The organism is Maribacter sp. MMG018, assembly GCF_018100785.1.
Classification (GTDB): Bacteria; Bacteroidota; Bacteroidia; order Flavobacteriales; family Flavobacteriaceae; genus Maribacter.
In genome coordinates, this window is sequence record NZ_JAGJEC010000001.1 from 670,982 (window position 1) to 687,272 (window position 16,291).

General features: G+C 38.3%; 10 protein-coding genes. 4 read left to right on the plus strand and 6 right to left on the minus strand.

The genetic code is table 11. The annotated features are described in order from the left end of the window. Positions 1 to 2 precede the first annotated feature (2 nt). Both ybeY and J8L85_RS02985 read right to left on the minus strand, forming a co-directional pair. The gene (gene ybeY, locus J8L85_RS02980) at positions 3 to 425 is read right to left on the minus strand and encodes an rRNA maturation RNase YbeY (RefSeq protein WP_211014393.1); all 423 of its coding nucleotides are present in this window, start codon (positions 423 to 425) and stop codon (positions 3 to 5) included. Continuing rightward, entirely contained in the window at positions 418 to 3,891 is a 3,474-nt protein-coding gene (locus tag J8L85_RS02985) for a DUF4175 family protein (RefSeq protein ID WP_211014395.1), read from the minus strand. Before J8L85_RS02985 ends, ybeY begins: the two co-directional genes overlap by 8 nt. A 182-nt stretch (positions 3,892 to 4,073) precedes the next feature. Between J8L85_RS02985 and gltX the strand changes: the two genes are divergently transcribed. Further along, positions 4,074 to 5,594: a glutamate--tRNA ligase gene (gene gltX, locus J8L85_RS02990; protein ID WP_211014397.1), complete on the plus strand. Its 1,521-nt coding sequence runs from the start codon at positions 4,074 to 4,076 to the stop codon at positions 5,592 to 5,594. Positions 5,595 to 5,670: 76 nt separating this feature from the next. Here gltX and J8L85_RS02995 read toward each other — a convergent pair whose 3' ends face one another. The 3 genes from J8L85_RS02995 to J8L85_RS03005 all read right to left on the minus strand — a co-directional run bounded on the left by J8L85_RS02995 (position 5,671) and on the right by J8L85_RS03005 (position 8,371). Next, complete coding sequence (locus tag J8L85_RS02995) at positions 5,671 to 6,969, minus strand: ectonucleotide pyrophosphatase/phosphodiesterase (protein WP_211014399.1); 1,299 nt, start codon at positions 6,967 to 6,969, stop codon at positions 5,671 to 5,673. A gap of 145 nt (positions 6,970 to 7,114) precedes the next feature. Next, complete coding sequence (locus tag J8L85_RS03000) at positions 7,115 to 7,855, minus strand: sulfite exporter TauE/SafE family protein (RefSeq protein WP_348771740.1); 741 nt, start codon at positions 7,853 to 7,855, stop codon at positions 7,115 to 7,117. A gap of 150 nt (positions 7,856 to 8,005) precedes the next feature. Next, the gene (locus J8L85_RS03005; RefSeq protein WP_211014403.1) at positions 8,006 to 8,371 is read right to left on the minus strand and encodes a DUF1801 domain-containing protein; all 366 of its coding nucleotides are present in this window, start codon (positions 8,369 to 8,371) and stop codon (positions 8,006 to 8,008) included. Positions 8,372 to 8,593: 222 nt separating this feature from the next. Here J8L85_RS03005 and J8L85_RS03010 point away from each other — a divergent pair, with 222 nt between their 5' ends. Further along, the gene (locus J8L85_RS03010) at positions 8,594 to 9,532 is read left to right on the plus strand and encodes an SPFH domain-containing protein (protein WP_211014405.1); all 939 of its coding nucleotides are present in this window, start codon (positions 8,594 to 8,596) and stop codon (positions 9,530 to 9,532) included. A 291-nt stretch (positions 9,533 to 9,823) separates the two neighbouring features. Here J8L85_RS03010 and J8L85_RS03015 read toward each other — a convergent pair whose 3' ends face one another. Further along, a complete protein-coding gene (locus J8L85_RS03015) occupies positions 9,824 to 11,509 on the minus strand; it encodes a glutamine--tRNA ligase/YqeY domain fusion protein (RefSeq protein ID WP_211014407.1) in 1,686 nt (561 codons plus the stop codon). A gap of 220 nt (positions 11,510 to 11,729) precedes the next feature. Here J8L85_RS03015 and J8L85_RS03020 point away from each other — a divergent pair, with 220 nt between their 5' ends. Together J8L85_RS03020 and J8L85_RS03025 are read left to right on the plus strand one after the other, a co-directional pair. After that, positions 11,730 to 13,976, plus strand: a complete 2,247-nt coding sequence (locus J8L85_RS03020) for a gliding motility-associated C-terminal domain-containing protein (protein ID WP_211014409.1) — start codon at positions 11,730 to 11,732, stop codon at positions 13,974 to 13,976. Between the two features lie 8 nt (positions 13,977 to 13,984). Further along, a complete protein-coding gene (locus tag J8L85_RS03025) occupies positions 13,985 to 16,072 on the plus strand; it encodes a type IX secretion system membrane protein PorP/SprF (protein WP_211014411.1) in 2,088 nt (695 codons plus the stop codon). Positions 16,073 to 16,291: the final 219 nt, after the last annotated feature.

A 16,291-nucleotide genomic window follows, 5' to 3' on the forward strand; every position in this document is an offset into this window, starting at 1 on the left:
GCTTACTTGTGTTCCACGTGGAACATATTTATTTTTTCTTCTTCTTTTTTACGCATTTCTTCAATATCCTCTTTTTTCTTGTCCTTATAACCCATTAAGTGAAGAACGCCATGAGCCATAACCCGCAGCAATTCATTATTAAAAGACACATTAAAACGGATGCTGTTTTCTTTGACCCTTTCTATAGAGATATAAATATCACCAGAAACAACGCTTCCGCTTGTATAGTCAAAAGTAATAATGTCTGTATAAGTATCGTGTTGAAGATATTGCTGGTTGATGTTCAATAGATATGAATCATCGCAAAAAATATAGTTCAATTCTCCTGAAGTATATTCTTCGCTTTCACAAATTGTTTTTATCCAGCTGCGGTACTTATCTTTTTCTGATAGTGAAAAATCGGTTTCATAATGAAAATCAATCATTGCCTTTAAAATACGCTTTTACCTTGTTTTGAAAATTTTGGCGCAAAGGTAAGGCTTGTCGATTTAAAATTTCTACCTCATTTCGATAATTCTCTAATAATGAGGGTTTAGTAATTATAGGGTTGCTAAAGTCTTTTTTATTGGTATTACTTTCCCTTTCTTGCTTTCTGCCTTGTTTTAAAGCGGCATTTTCTAGCTTAAGTAATTCGTATTGTATGTTGTTGGCCTTGGTTATAGTGCGTTGGGTTATGCCATTTTCTAACAAATCATTTTGAAAATCCTCCATTTGTTTCATCAACTTCTCCCCTAATTTACGGTCGCCTTCATTGAGCATGTTTTGTAATTGCTTTTCCAGTTCTTGTCGTATGCGTTGTTGTTCTTGATAGATTTCATAAATTTCTTGCAATTCAGATTCTGTCATTCCACCTTCTCCACCACTGCTCCCATTTCTATTGTTTGCTCCTTGTTTGCCGTTTTTTCCTTCCCCATTTTGACCCTCTCCATTTTGGCCTTCTCCATTTTTTCCGGTATTTCCTTTTTGAGAATCCTTGCCTTGATTGCCTTCCCCTTCTCCTTTTTCTCCTTGGCCAGCTTTTCCTTCTCCCTTCTCGCCTTCGTTACCTTGTTTGCCTTCACTTCCTTTTTGGCCCATTTTTTCACCTATAGATTCTTGTTGTTTTATAATATCCGGCAATTGAAACCCTTGTTGTCCATCTCCTTTTCCTTTCCCCATTTGCATGCTTTGTTGCATGTTTTCTAAAACATTTGCCAAGAAATCCGCTAAGCTGTTCGAGGCCGTCAGCACATATTTTTGATAAGATACGCCTTGGTACATTTGACCATCTGCCAAGCTTTCCAATGACTTGTCTATATTGTAATATACCTCTGTTATTTGTTCGTTTACAAATTCAGACAGCTCTGCCTGTCTTAATGATAAGGCAAATAAACTATCATCTACATGTTCGAACAATCCCCGTAATTCTTGTTGGTTTCTTACCGTTTCTGAATATTCCGATATTTCGCCTCTTTCTTGGGCGCTTAGTTTATCATATAGATTTTCTTGTTTAAAAGAGAAAATTATTAGGTTGTCTAGAATTTGACGTAACATTTCGGCATCTTCTGCAACAGAAGAACCCCCACTTGCTCCTTCGGAACTTTTACTAAGTTCTTCGCTCATTTGTTTCATTTTATCGGCAGCCGATTTTTGGCTTTTCTTCGTCTGTGAAGCCGATTTCTCCATTTCTTGTTGGTTCTGTTCCTGTGCCGAATTCTGATAGTTTTTAATTTCTTCCGACGCTTTCTCTTGATCTTGTTCTATTCCTTGTTTTTTATTGTTGTCTATTTTAAGGTCTATGGGTTTCTTTAATTCTGTGTTGTCTTTTTTAAGCTCATCCAGTTGTTTGCTTATTTCCTTAAATTCTTCATTGAGCTTTTGCTGAGCTTTTTCCGAATTGTTCTCGTCAATGTTTTCTTTGGACAGTTTTTCCTGTTTTTCCGATAGTTTTTCTAAATCTGTAGCTAGTTGCGACGTTTTTTCTGTTACATAATACCGTTTGGTCAGTTCTACTAGTTGCTCTAGGCTTCTTTGTGAGTTTTGTTGCTTTTTACCTAGCTCCTCTAGCTTTTGACTTAGTTCTTCTTTGTTTATTTTTTCGGCTATTTTATTTAGCTCCTCTATAAGTTTTTGGTTTTTCTTTGCTTCAATTTCTTGCCGCTCCAAGCGCTCTTGAAGCAGTTTGTTCAGCTTATTGTCGGTATTGTTTTTTTCAAGATTTTCTTTTAGTTCCTTACTGAACTTTTGCATTAGTTCTTCTTGTTGTTCCTGTTTTTTTAGAAAGTCCCGTACTTGGTTTTTGTCATTATAGTTTAGACTACTTTTTTCCTTTTGTAATTCATTTATTTCTTTAAGCGCCTCTATTTGTTGGGCTGCTTTTTCCAGCGATTGGTCAAAATTCTTAATTATAGTTTGTTGTTGGCGTAAGTCATTGTTTTTCAGTTGGTTATCATTTAATAATTGATGATTGAACACCTGACTTTTAACTGATTTTCCTTTATGTATGGCATCGTTATCGGTGACTAAAAAGTAGAAGGAATATTGTTTGTTCTCTTCAAGGTTCAGACCCGACGGAAACGTATAATAAAAGCGACTAAAACTTTCTTTTGGTGAAATAAGGCTCATTACTTTTTTGTCTTCGGCATTATCGTTGCTATAATAGACAAGGTCAATTTTTTGAAGACCATAATCATCGGTGGCTTCGCCTGAATAGTACGATATATTTGGGTTTAAGCTATCTATGACCTGTACAACTTTCACCGTGGGATACGCGTCTTTGATAACCTGAAAGGAATAGTCCAATTTTTCATGAGCTTTTATGTTCTCGTTAGAGGTGGTAAGTTGATATCTTAGGTTAGAGTAAATCCGTTTAGACAGTTCAAAATCATTTTCATTTTTAGAAAACACCAAACTGGTGTCTTTACTTATCAGGTTGATTTCTTGGGTGTCTTCTCCCCTAATTTTCCAGGTAACCTTGGTGCCTTCTGGCATAATGGCATTGCCTGTGCTTTTTAATATTTCGGGCGATTTGTTCAGGTACCCAGGATACTCCATTAAAATATTGAAGTCGGTAATTGCCGGCGCCTTTAATGAAGTCAACGTATATTCTCTGGACCATACTTCGTTGCCCTTGAACCTAAATTTTGTGGAATGTATGGGTGGTGAAAGGGTATATTGATAGATTCCATTTTCTTCTTGTAACAATATTTCCTTGTCACCCAATACAACATACACGTTTTCTGGTCGTATGTTACCCGAGGTAGATACTTTAAACGTAAAGGGTTCACTTTCTACAACCTTTAAATCTGATGACAGTAATTCAAATTGAAAAGGAGCGGGAGGCTCGTAGGCCATATCAAAATTGACCACTCTTTCATAAGAACCGAAAAAAGAGGACCAATTGCCCGAAACCCACAAAATTGCAATGACCAATAAGGGAACAGTGGCATATTTTAAATATTTATAAGCATCTTTAAAGCTAATGGCGTTTGTAAACGGAATTGGTTTTAGTTGCTCTGAACGCTGGTCTATACTGGCCAACAACAATTCTGATTTAGAGGGGCTATCCGCAAGATCCAAAAGATTATAAAGCTTATCCCCCACTTCTGGAAAATGCTTACCTATCATCAGTGCCGCATCTTTGGTAGAAATTCCCTTTTTAAATTTAAAGAGATAGAACAATGGGGTTAATATATATTTAAAAAGCAGAAAGAGCTCCACTCCCACAAAAAACAATAGTAGCACTAATCTTCCTGTAGAATTCAGCCAAAGAGTGTACTCTATGCCCAAGACAATTAAAAAAAACAAAAGCCCCAAGGCTACAAATAGAATAATTCCCTTTACAAGTTCTTGGGTATAATGCTTTCTGATAAACTCGTTGAGTTTTTCTAATATGTTGTTGTAAGACTGCAAATTGTGTTTTTTATACCAAGATAGCAGTAATTCGATTTTTCGTTCAGAAAAAACTGTTAAAACGGTGTTTTATGCCACCCCCTTGTTCTTTATAGAACCATAAGCGCCGATAAAATTTAAAATTATCTTTAATACTCTTCATCAATCTTTTTAGCATACAGTGCTTTTTATACCTTTGCGGCATGACAAAAAAAGTTCGTGTTAGGTTTGCGCCCAGTCCTACTGGGCCATTGCATATAGGAGGGGTCAGAACCGCTCTTTTTAATTATTTATTTGCCAAAAAAAATGGAGGGGATTTTATTCTTCGAATAGAGGATACGGATCAAAATAGGTTCGTTGAGGGTGCCGAAGAATATATTATCGAGGCACTTAATTGGTGTGGAATTATATGTGATGAAGGTCCGTCCGCATCCGCAGCTACCGCTGATCAAGGAAAATATGGCCCTTACAGACAAAGCGAACGTAAAGATCTGTATAGAAAATATGCCGAAGAGCTTGTGGCAAAAGGAAAAGCCTATTATGCTTTTGATACTTCCGAGCGTTTAGATTTTCACAGAAAAGACCATGAGGCCAAGGGTAAAACGTTTATATACAATTGGCACAATCGTCTAAAACTGGACAACTCTTTGTCCATGAGTGCAGAAGACCTGAAAAAAAGATTGGATTCTGGAGACGACTACGTAATTAGATTTTTAACACCACCGGACGAAAAGTTGCACCTAAAGGATATTATTAGGGGAGACATTGAAATAGACACCAATATTTTAGATGATAAGGTCTTGTTTAAAAGTGATGGAATGCCCACCTATCACTTAGCAAACATTGTAGATGACCATCTTATGGAAATTACACATGTAATTCGAGGCGAAGAATGGTTGCCTTCGTTGGCACTGCACAAAGAACTATATGACGCTTTTGGTTGGGATGCACCTGCGTTTGCCCATTTACCATTGATAATGAAACCCGTTGGAAAGGGAAAATTAAGTAAAAGAGATGGGGAAAAAGGAGGGTTTCCAGTTTTTCCGTTATCATGGAAAGATTCTGAAGGATATAGGGAAGCTGGGTATTTCCCCGAGGCGGTTGTTAACTTTTTGGCTCTTTTGGGCTGGAACCCGGGAACAGAACAGGAGATTTTTTCTATGCAAGAACTAATAGATAGTTTTTCTCTTGAGCGCGTAAACAAGTCTGGGGCAAGATTTGACCCAGATAAAACCAAATGGTATAATCAACAGTACATGCACCAGAAAGAGGATTCGGAACTGGCAACATCCTTTATGCAAGAGCTAAAGGCAAAGGATATAGATGTTGTTTCGGAGAACTATGTTGAGAAGGTGGTTGCCCTAGTAAAGGAACGTGCCACTTTTATAGACGATTTCTGGAATTTAAGTGATTACTTTTTTGTTGCACCGGCAGATTACAACGAAAAAGCCATTAAAAAGCAATGGAAAGAAGGTACTCCCCAGATTATGGAAGATTTGGTGAAAGTACTGGAGCCGATTTCTGATTTTTCGTCAGAAAATGTCGAAGCTATCGTTAAGGGCTGGATTTCTGAACAAGAATTGTCTTTTGGTAAGGTAATGCCACCCTTAAGGTTGGTTTTGGTAGGAGACATGAAAGGGCCACATATTTTTGATATTATCGCCATGATCGGCAAAGAGGAAACGATTTCAAGAATTAAAAACGCCATTTTAACCCAGAGCTAAAATGGCGTTTATTGATATGAGTTTAAAACGTTCCCTGTAAGTTTTTAGGCGTTTTTTTGTTTTCCGTGCGGTAAACCTACTGTTTTTCTGTTTTATCCTTTAGAGCGCCTTCTATGGCCTTTAAATTACCATCGATGTCGGTAGGTATGTCCAAGCCCAATAGTTCACATATTAAAGGATAAATATGAATGTTCTTTACAGAGGGTATGGTTTGATTACTTTTAAAAGCGGGGCCATTCGCATAAAAAATGCCGTGCATTTCTTTATGCGCAGGATCGTAGCCATGCACACCATACGAAGTTCTAGTATTTTTCATTTTAGCTGCAATAGCTTCTTTTGAAGAAAAATAATAGCCAAAATCGGGAATAACCTGAATAGACCCCCAGTCTTCGTTCTGTGGCGTATATTCAAAACCTGGGGTATCTTCTGTTTTATACACCATAAAATGGTTTTCCTTTTGTTTTAACGAAGCAACGATTTCATTTGTTTGGCTTTTATTCTTTGGATGTATGAACACAATGGATCCATTGTCTATGGTAGAATATAGGTCATCGTTCTTAATATCTTCAATGGGTATATAATGGTCCTTGTCCACATTGGCCATACCATGGTCTGAAACTATTATCATATTAACGGGTAGTCCCGTGGCACGTACGCCATTATAAAGGTCGCCAAGGTTTTTATCGAGCGACATGAGCGTTTCTTTTAGCTTTTCATCGGCATTGGGGCCAAAACGGTGTCCGATATCGTCCATATCGGAGAAATATAGGGTAATAAGATGGGGTCTTTCTTTAGGGGGCAGATCCAGCCATTCCAACGCTTGTTGTACCCGGGTTTCGTTTTTAATGCTTCCATCGTATTTGCGATAATAGGTAGGTTTTATACCCTGTATATCGGCTTCTGTTCCAACAAAGAAATAGCTGGCGGTAACCATTCCCGCACGTGAGGCCTGAACCCAAATAGGGGTTCCCCCATAAAACTCACCATCTTCTACCACCTTACGATCTCGGATCCTGTACATCGATTTCTTTTTATGGCTGTAGAAGGTGTTTCCTATCAAACCATGATTTTCCGGATACATGCCCGTGGCAATGGTATAGTGATTCGGAAAAGTTTTGGAAGGAAAAGAAGGTATCAAAGATTCTGCCTTGACCCCGGTTTTAATAAAGCTACTTAGAAAAGGAGGATTAAAACGATCCACATAGTCCCAACGGAATCCGTCCAAAGAAATTAAGATAACATAAGGTTTTTGTAAAGCGGACTCGGAATTTATAGTAGTAACCGAGGAAGTAATGTTGGAGGTTGATTTACAAGAAGATACAATTAGGGTGATGGTCATAAAAACCAACACAAAAATGCCATGCTGTTTTCTCATTGGTAAGATTTTTCCAGTATTTAAAAATTGTTATTAGAACACCTAATAAATAAATGAATAAATATAGGAAAACCATTTGCTTAATATCTGTCGGTTTATCATAAATCAAAGATGTTTCAATAGAAAATCTCAGAAGGATTAAAAATCAATAATCGAGGTTGCCCACAACATTCAACAGGGTTACAAGACCTATAAGCAAAATAAGGACCAAAGATATTTTCTTAAACTTGTCTTGAGGTATGTAGTTTAAAATTTGTTTTCCCAAGTAGGTGCCTAGAATACCGATACCCAAAAGAAAAGGTATATAAATAAGGTGCTCTTTGGTTATATACCCGTTATTGAAGTACACGAACGTACGCGTAAAATCTATAAAAAAATCAATAAAGGCCGATGTGGCGATGAAAACACTTTTTTCTAGGTTGAAGGCTGCCATTGTTAATCCGCGAATGGCTCCTCCGGTTCCTAGTAGACCTGCGGAAAAACCAGAAAGAGCGCCGCCCGTGATGGCATTTTTCTTATTGGGTGTAATTACCAAATCTTTTTTTATCAGAAAAAGAAGGCTTAGGCCCACCAAGAAAAGGGCGAGGACAATTTCTAAATATGTACCGTCCACCAATTTGGTCAAAAATCCTCCAATAATAACAAAAACTACAGAAGGAACCCCTATGTTGACCAATAGCCTCTTGTCCAACCCTTTTTTGAATAACAAAATTTTACTCATATTGCTCGCTAAGTGAAACAAGGCCGTCAGCCCTAGCACATAGTGGAAATCAAAATAAAAATTACCAATAGGAACAAAAAATACAGAAGACCCGAAACCTCCTATGGTGCCAATGATTTCGGCCAGTAGGGCCAAAACTAAAAATATGTAGTTCAATTTATCCACCATTAGGATTTATAGATCATTGTTAGGCTAAAGTACTCTTTTATTAATGGGAATGGACCTTACAACCCTGCTTTTGGATAGTAATTCAGTTTTTGTACAAATTGGTATAATTTTTTATCTTTCTGATATAGAAAGGATTAAAGTATGCCCCTATGATCTAACAGTACCCGAAGTATATAACGTTATGGTCTGGAAAAATAAAGATTGAAGCGTTTCCACAGGTAAATCTTTATTGGGGTCTAGTCTAAATATTTTCATTTTAGACCTGTTTCCTGTTTCGAGCTGTGTATGTTGTAAATGTGAACCATTAACAAACAAAACGTAGGGCTCTGTAGTTTTTTTGTCTATCCAGAGATAGCAAAAGGGCTTTTTCTTGAAGCAAAAGCAGGGCATTCCATATTTTTTTGTTTCACTAACGTGACAGTTGAGTTTTAAAATAAGAGATCTTATAGCAAGTAAACAGCCTCTGTTCGGTTCGTCCTGATTTAGATAGAAGGTATCAGTGTTAAATTTCATACCAAAAGGTTTTTATGTGCATACAGCCAGATAAACCGATGTTTTTGATTAGAGTTGGTTTGGCCTTACCGTTTATTTTACTTTTCATTAAAAGTAAGTAAATAATGAAAGCTAAGGCATTGTGGGCCAATGCATTCATATGAAAGTGTAACAAATAGAGGTGAAATACTACATATATAGAAACGATTTTGTACATTGAATCAATAACTTAAATACTTAATTATGGGTGGATTTATTTGGATTCCGATTTTTATCTTTTTAGCACTGGTACTGCTGTCCTTTGTTTTTATCGTAAAACAACAAACGGCGGCGATCATTGAAACTTTTGGAAGGTTTAGTAGTATTAGACACTCCGGTCTTCAGTTTAAAATACCTTTTGTACAACGTATCGCCGGAAGGTTAAGTCTAAAAATTCAACAATTGGATGTTATAATCGAAACCAAAACATTGGACGATGTTTTTGTTCGGCTTAAGGTATCTGTTCAGTATAAGGTCATTAAAGAAAAAGTATACGATGCTTTTTACAAATTGGACTATCCGCACGATCAGATTACCTCTTATGTGTTTGATGTGGTAAGGGCCGAAGTGCCAAAAATGAAGTTGGACGATGTTTTTGTAAAGAAAGACGATATTGCTCTGGCGGTAAAGGCGGAATTGAACGACGCCATGTTGGACTACGGATTTGATATTATTAAAACTTTGGTTACCGATATTGATCCCGATGCCCAGGTAAAAGCTGCAATGAACAGAATTAATGCTTCAGAGAGAGAGAAAATTGCCGCCCAGTTCGAAGGGGACGCGGCACGTATTCTGATTGTAGAAAAAGCAAAGGCAGAAGCTGAAAGTAAAAGATTGCAAGGACAAGGTATTGCGGATCAACGTAGGGAGATTGCCCGTGGACTGGAAGAATCTGTAGAGGTGCTTAATAAAGTTGGCATCAACTCACAAGAGGCTTCGGCTCTAATTGTGGTAACGCAACATTATGATACCTTGCAGAGTATAGGAGAAGAAACCAACACCAACCTTATTCTGTTGCCTAACTCACCTCAGGCCGGCAGTGATATGTTGAATAATATGGTAGCCTCTTTTACGGCAAGCAACATGATCGGAGAGCAAATGAAAAAAACGAGTGGTAAAAAGACAACGGACAAAAAAGAATAATCGGTACAATTTATTTTCTAAACACTCAACTATTACAACCTGAAGGCTCGCGATTTTAAAATCGCGAGCCTTTTTGTTATAGTATTGGCCCCAACTTGACGTAAAAAGGAAACAAAGCCCTTAAAGGCACGTTTTCCTTATAAAATATACCAATGGGTTCAGGCCCTAAAAAATGCTGCCAAAAAGCCTGTAAAAAGGTCAAAAAGCATTGATAAATACAATAAACATCGGCACTGTCTATAGATATTGTTGATCTTATAAAAACGGGTGGCAATGATGCTTAAAAGGGCATTAATTCTTTTGTTGAATTTTAGCCCAAGAATCACGCAGACCCACCGTTCTATTGAAAACCAATTTTTCTGCAGAAGAATCTTTGTCCACACAAAAATACCCGATACGTTGAAACTGGAATCGTTCACCAATAGAGGCGTCTTTTAAACTTGGCTCTACATAACCGGTTATTGTTTTTAGAGAGTCTGGGTTTATGAAATCCATAAAGTCTTTATCCTTGTGGGTGTCCGGACTTTCGTCTGTAAACAAGCGATCATACAACCGAACTTCTGCAGCTAAGGCATGTTTTATAGAAACCCAATGTAAGGTTCCTTTAACACGGCGCAGACTTTCTGGAGTACCACTCCCACTCTTACTCTTTGGGTCGTAGGTACACTGAACCTCAACAATATCCCCATCGGTATTTTTAGTACAGCTCTCAGCCTTAACAATATAGCCGTTCTTAAGCCGAACCTCTCCCCCTAATTTTAGACGAAAGAATTTTTTGTTGGCTTCTTCCTTAAAATCGGCTTTTTCTATATATAATTCTCTGGAGAACGGAACCTGCCTAGAGCCCAAAGATTCGTCTTCGGGACTATTTTCTGCCTCCAACCATTCCTCTTGTCCTTCCGGATAATTGGTAATGACTAATTTTAACGGGTCTAATACACCCATTACCCTTGGGGTAATTTTATTTAGGTGTTCGCGCACATGAAATTCCAATAAAGAAACATCTATTAGGTTATCCCTTTTTGCGATACCAATGGTATCAACAAAATTTCGAATAGATTCTGGGGTATATCCTCTTCTTCTTAATCCTGAAATGGTGGGCATCCGCGGGTCGTCCCATCCATTAACTATGTTTTGTTCTACCAACTGGGCCAGCTTTCGCTTGCTTACAACGGTATGGCTCAAATTTCTTCTAGCAAATTCACGTTGTTTTGGTCTTAATTTATCAGGTGAAGTAACTTGATCTAAAAACCAGTCATAAAGCTCTCTATGTGGTAAAAATTCTAAGGTACATAATGAGTGTGAAACCTGTTCTATGTAATCGCTCTCACCATGCGTCCAGTCGTACATAGGATAAATGCACCAATCGGTATTTGTTCTATGGTGGGCTTTGTGCAGAATTCTATACATAATAGGGTCGCGCATCAACATGTTGGTAGCTGCCATGTCTATTTTGGCCCGTAACACATGTGTGCCTTCCTTGAATTCACCATTTTTCATTCCCTCAAAGAGCGATAGGTTTTCTTCGACAGACCTATTTCTATAGGGACTATCAACACCTGGTTCTGTAGGGGTTCCTTTTTGAGCGGCCATTTCTTCCGAAGTCTGACTATCTACATAGGCTTTGCCATCTCTTATAAGCTGTACGGCCCAATCATATAATTGTTGAAAATAATCAGAGGCATACCGTTCGGTATCCCACTTAAATCCTAACCAGGAAACATCCTTCTTAATGGCATCCACAAACTCTTGTTCCTCTTTGGCTGGGTTGGTATCGTCGAACCTAAGGTTCACCGGTGCATCATAACGTAAACCCAGTCCAAAATTGAGGCAGATAGAACTTGCGTGCCCTATGTGCAAATAACCATTTGGCTCTGGCGGAAACCTAAAACGCAAATCATTTTTAGAATACCCGTTACTTAGGTCTTCCTCTATAATTTGTTCTATAAAATTTAAAGACTTCGATGTCTCGCTCATAGTTTGATTTTTGAAGCTACAAAAGTAGCAAAATTGGCTTAATACCTTGAATTAAAATGTGCTCACACTGTATTAAATCACTTTCACAACATTTTTAAACTTGGCTACAACAATAAATTCAGTGCCCCCGTTATATATGACATATTTGTTTTGAGTACTAGGTTTTAATGAATCGACCTTCAACATTCATAAACATAGGGGCCCAAAACTACACATCACTATGAAAAATTTTTACAAATCTTACATCTTAACCGTAATCTTTATGTTGATTGGCTTCCTACAGCTATCAGCACAAGCAATTGTAATCAACGCACCAGAACCGGCAGATAATCCTAATTTGGCCGGTAATTCTCCATGGACTGCCATTTGTGCAGGTAGTTCAGGTTTTAACGAATACTTTGTGAATATCACATGGGCAGGTACGGCCAATGCTGGTAACAAGTTTATTCTAGAACTATCGGATGCCAATGGAAACTTTGATTCGCCAACCGAATTGGCGACCATTACCGATAAAAACACCGACAACGATTTTGACGTTAGCTTTTCTATATCTACAACCACTAGGGGAAATGGATATAAAATGCGCGTAAGAAGTACCGATCCAGAAAAGATAGGTGCAGAGTCCGATGCATACAATATGTACTATATGGACGTTACCACCAATCTGAACATAAGTGAACTAGGAGATGGAGTACCTCCGGGAAGTGTATGTTCTATGGATCCGATTACCCTGCAGGTAGACAATATAGAAAACCCAGAAACCTATCAGTATATTTGGTACAAGAGCGGAACGCTTCTTACTGGAGAAACCGGACACACTTTAACCGTTTCCGAAAGTGGAATGTACAGCGCCTTTATTGATTATGGACCCGTTTGTACAGGTTCTGGTAATACAGATTCTAATATAGTGGACGTAACTATTGGTGGCATCGGTTCAGGTATAGCTATAAATACGCCTACAAAAACCGCTCTTTGTAGTGGCGATACAGAAACATTGTCCATTGCTACTACAGATGTTTCTTGGAGCTACCAGTGGTATAAAGATGGTACTGCGATTCCAGGAGCCATTTCAACCTCCTATACGATTAATGCTTCGAATGCCGGTTTTGAAGGAGATTATGCCGTAGAAATATCCGGTACAGGTATTTGTACCGAAAGATCCGAAGCTGTGACGATAACAAATGCCGATGCCTTTACGGTTACTAGGGAAAATGCAGAGAATGTTGTGGTTCTACCATCACAATCTCAAGTGCTCTCTGTGTCCACTACGGCTGTGAACCCTACTTATAAATGGTTTAGAAACGGAGTGGAAATATCTGGGGAGACCAGTAATTCTCTGAGCATTACACAAGAAGGAGAATATTATGCCCAAGTATCACAAACGGGTGGTAGTTGTGCCGTTACCAGTAAAAACTCTGAAACGACTACAGCGGTATTGCCAGATTCGTTTGAGATAGTTTTGGATTATGCCGATAGTTATACGGCTTGTGAAACTACCAATGTGGTCTTAGAGGTAAAAACGGTAAACGCCATTACAACCGATGGCACAAGTACAGATGTTACAGCAGACTTAATAGACGCCCTCACCTACCAATGGAAAAAGAACGGTACGGATATCGCAGGCCAGAACGGAAAATCGATAAGCTTGGCTTCTAATTCCGAGAATGGTGATTACAGCGTAAATGCGTCCATTAACTCTTACAGCGAAACATCTAATACGTTGACAGTACAATTATTAACGAGTGAAACAGTTACTATTAGTAGTACCAGTACGGTTTACTGTAGTGCCAGTGATCAAGTTTTTATTACAGCATCTCTAGATCTGTCTTCTGAAAGTTTTCAATGGCAGCTAGATGGAACAACGGTAAGCACCACCGATGAAACATTGATTGCTACCGGACCAGGAACATACCGATTGGTTTTGGACAAGGATGGTTGTGATTTGATTTCAAATGAAATAGTAATCACTACGTTAGATGAAAACTTAATAACACTGGATCCGACCGGGGAGATAATTATACCGGAAGGTACTTCTAAAACGGTGGTCGCCACTGGCGGTACCGCGTATAGTTGGATGGATCCAAACAATGTGGAAATAAGCACCTCTGATAGTGCCACGGTTACAGAACCAGGAATCTATACCTTAATCGCAAATATTGATAACTGTGAAGTAGTAAAACAATTTGAAGTATCCATTTTGGACACCTTTAAAGTGCCCAATGTTATCACCGTAAACGGTGATGGTATAAATGACCAATGGATCATCCCCAACTCTTATTCTAACAAAGCGGATGTAAATGTTATCATCTACAACGAGAATGGGGAAGAGATTTTAAATGTATTTGATTATAAGAACAACTGGCCGCAATCGTCGACCGCTTTTACCAAACAAAACATGGTGTTCTATTATAAAATAAGGAACGCCAGTGAAGTGCTGAAACAAGGCACTATCACAGTAATACGCTAAAATTAACAATGCTACCTAAAAAACGTATATTATTCATTTTCGTTCTAGTTCTGCTTGGGCTTACAAAAGTACAGGCCCAGGACGACAACCCGTATTTTGGTTATGAGGTACCATCTCAAAACCTTCTGAAGTACAATAGGTTTTTGATCAACCCAACGTTTTCGACCGTAAGGGAAGATAAATCATATATTAATCTATTGCACAGAAACCAATCGGTAGAATTTGATGATAACAATCAAAACTACTTTTTAAGTTATAGTGGTCGTATTAGTGATCGCACGGGATTGGGACTAAGTTTGTATACGCAAAGATTAGGTGCATTGAGCAATTATGGCGTATTGGCCAATTATGCCTACGGTATAAAATTAAGCGATAAAAGTAACTTTACCTTTGGAGCCAATATTTCTTACTACAATAGTGGTTTTGACGAAAGTAGGGCTACCACGGTAGAAGAAGACCCATTCTTAGCAGGGTTCCAAGACCAGAATCTTTTATCGTTCCAACCAGGATTCAACCTATCGTACGGTAACTTTGATGTTGGTGTTTTTGCAGAAAACCTATTTGATTATAACTTAAAGACGAGCGAATCATTAACAGAGTTTAGCGATAAGACATATTCCGGGCATTTACAATATACCCATCAGTTTAATAAATCTTCGGGTATTTTGGAATCCGGTAGGTTAATGCCTTTGGCGCGTGTAAGAATGGATGGTGAGGATGATAAGGTAACCCTTGGCGGTAGTTTAATTTTAGACTTGCCCAAGCTTGGGTGGGTACAGGCAGGCTATGACAGTTTTTACGGTGCCTCTGCAGGTGTAGGGTTTAACCTTAACCAAAGAATTTCTTTAGGATACACCATGGAGAAAGGATTGTCGAATAACTTTGACACCTTTGGGCTGACCCACGAGATTTCTTTTGCATACTCCTTTACACCAAACCTTACGGAAGACAGGGTTATGCTAGAGGACGATATGGACGATTTGGTGCAAAATGAATTGGAGCCTAAAGACGTAACCACCAATGAGGAAATTGAGGAGTTAAAAAGGAAGTTGGCGGAAAACGATGCCATTATAGAGGAATTGATGTTTAGGCAAGATTCCTTGGAAATGAACAGACAAGCCGACTTGGAACGTAGGTTCAATATGGTTATGAGAATGGTCCGTAACGAAACCAATGGAGAACGCCCAGACCTTGAAAAAAGAGCGGAGCAGATATTCCGTGGCAATAACGGCAATACACAGACAGGTGTTGCCAGTACCCATAATGCCAGCAACGATGGCGGTGGGGCTACATCAACAGTTGCAACGAATCAAAATCAGGTTAAGAAAGATGTTGTTCCCAACACTTCTGTGGCACAAAATACTCCTAAAAGAAACGTTCAAAAATCAAAACCAAGTACTACTGTAGTACAGGACAAGATTAAAACAAGAAAGTTTAAGGACCTACCGGATGTAACAGATGGGTATTATGTGGTGGCCAATGTATACAAGGGAACCCAATACTTGGACAAGTTTTTAAACCAATTGGAATCAAAAGGTATAAATGCCAATTATATAGACAACCCCAACAATGGTTTAAAGTATGTATATCTACAACGTTACGATACATGGGAGGAGGCTGTTGAGGCCCATAAGAACAATATGGATGGCGCCTATACGGGAAAAACATGGATTATGAACGTGGAGAACCGTTATACCAATGAAGCATATGCCGATAATGTGAACAAGCTAAAAGAGAAGGCTTCAAAGTACGATACCGAAACATTGCGTAAAAACGTTATTGCCAAAGATAACCTGGCCAATAACGGTGTTGAACCCAAAAATTATCGAATAGAAGGTATAGGGGCCGGTTATTATATTATTGCAAATGTATTTGCCAACCCTAAAAATGCCAATCGTTTTGTGGATCTGTTAAACTCATATGGGCTTAGTGCAAGCTATTTTATCAATCCAGAAAATAACTATAGGTATGTTTACTTGAAACGACATGACTCTTGGAGCAATGCCCTTATTTCTTATTACTCTAAACTTAATAATGCCTATGATGATAAGATGTGGATCATGAGGGTAGCTAACCATGAGCGGCATGTGACATAAAAACCATAGTAAAAAAGTACTCTTTTTCAAGTTTGAAGGATTGAAAATAGAGGATAAAAGTCCAAAAACCATATGCGGTTTTTGGACTTTTTTGTTTGCATATAATGAAAAACGGAAACTCAAAAAGGATTTTGAACAATGGTTTTTAGTCTTAAAAATGGACTATGTCAAAAAAAATTTACTGCTCATAAAGATCATTTCACAACACATTAACATGTT

Bases quoted from the DNA above. Each gene is read 5' to 3' on its own strand.
- gltX (WP_211014397.1), top strand. From the start codon at position 4,074: ATGACAAAAAAAGTTCGTGTTAGGTTTGCGCCCAGTCCTACTGGGCCA.
- J8L85_RS03020 (WP_211014409.1), top strand. From the start codon at position 11,730: ATGAAAAATTTTTACAAATCTTACATCTTAACCGTAATCTTTATGTTG.
- J8L85_RS02995 (WP_211014399.1), bottom strand. From the start codon at position 6,969: ATGAGAAAACAGCATGGCATTTTTGTGTTGGTTTTTATGACCATCACC.
- J8L85_RS03005 (WP_211014403.1), bottom strand. From the start codon at position 8,371: ATGAAATTTAACACTGATACCTTCTATCTAAATCAGGACGAACCGAAC.
- J8L85_RS03025 (WP_211014411.1), top strand. From the start codon at position 13,985: ATGCTACCTAAAAAACGTATATTATTCATTTTCGTTCTAGTTCTGCTT.
- ybeY (WP_211014393.1), bottom strand. From the start codon at position 425: ATGATTGATTTTCATTATGAAACCGATTTTTCACTATCAGAAAAAGAT.
- J8L85_RS03010 (WP_211014405.1), top strand. From the start codon at position 8,594: ATGGGTGGATTTATTTGGATTCCGATTTTTATCTTTTTAGCACTGGTA.
- J8L85_RS03015 (WP_211014407.1), bottom strand. From the start codon at position 11,509: ATGAGCGAGACATCGAAGTCTTTAAATTTTATAGAACAAATTATAGAG.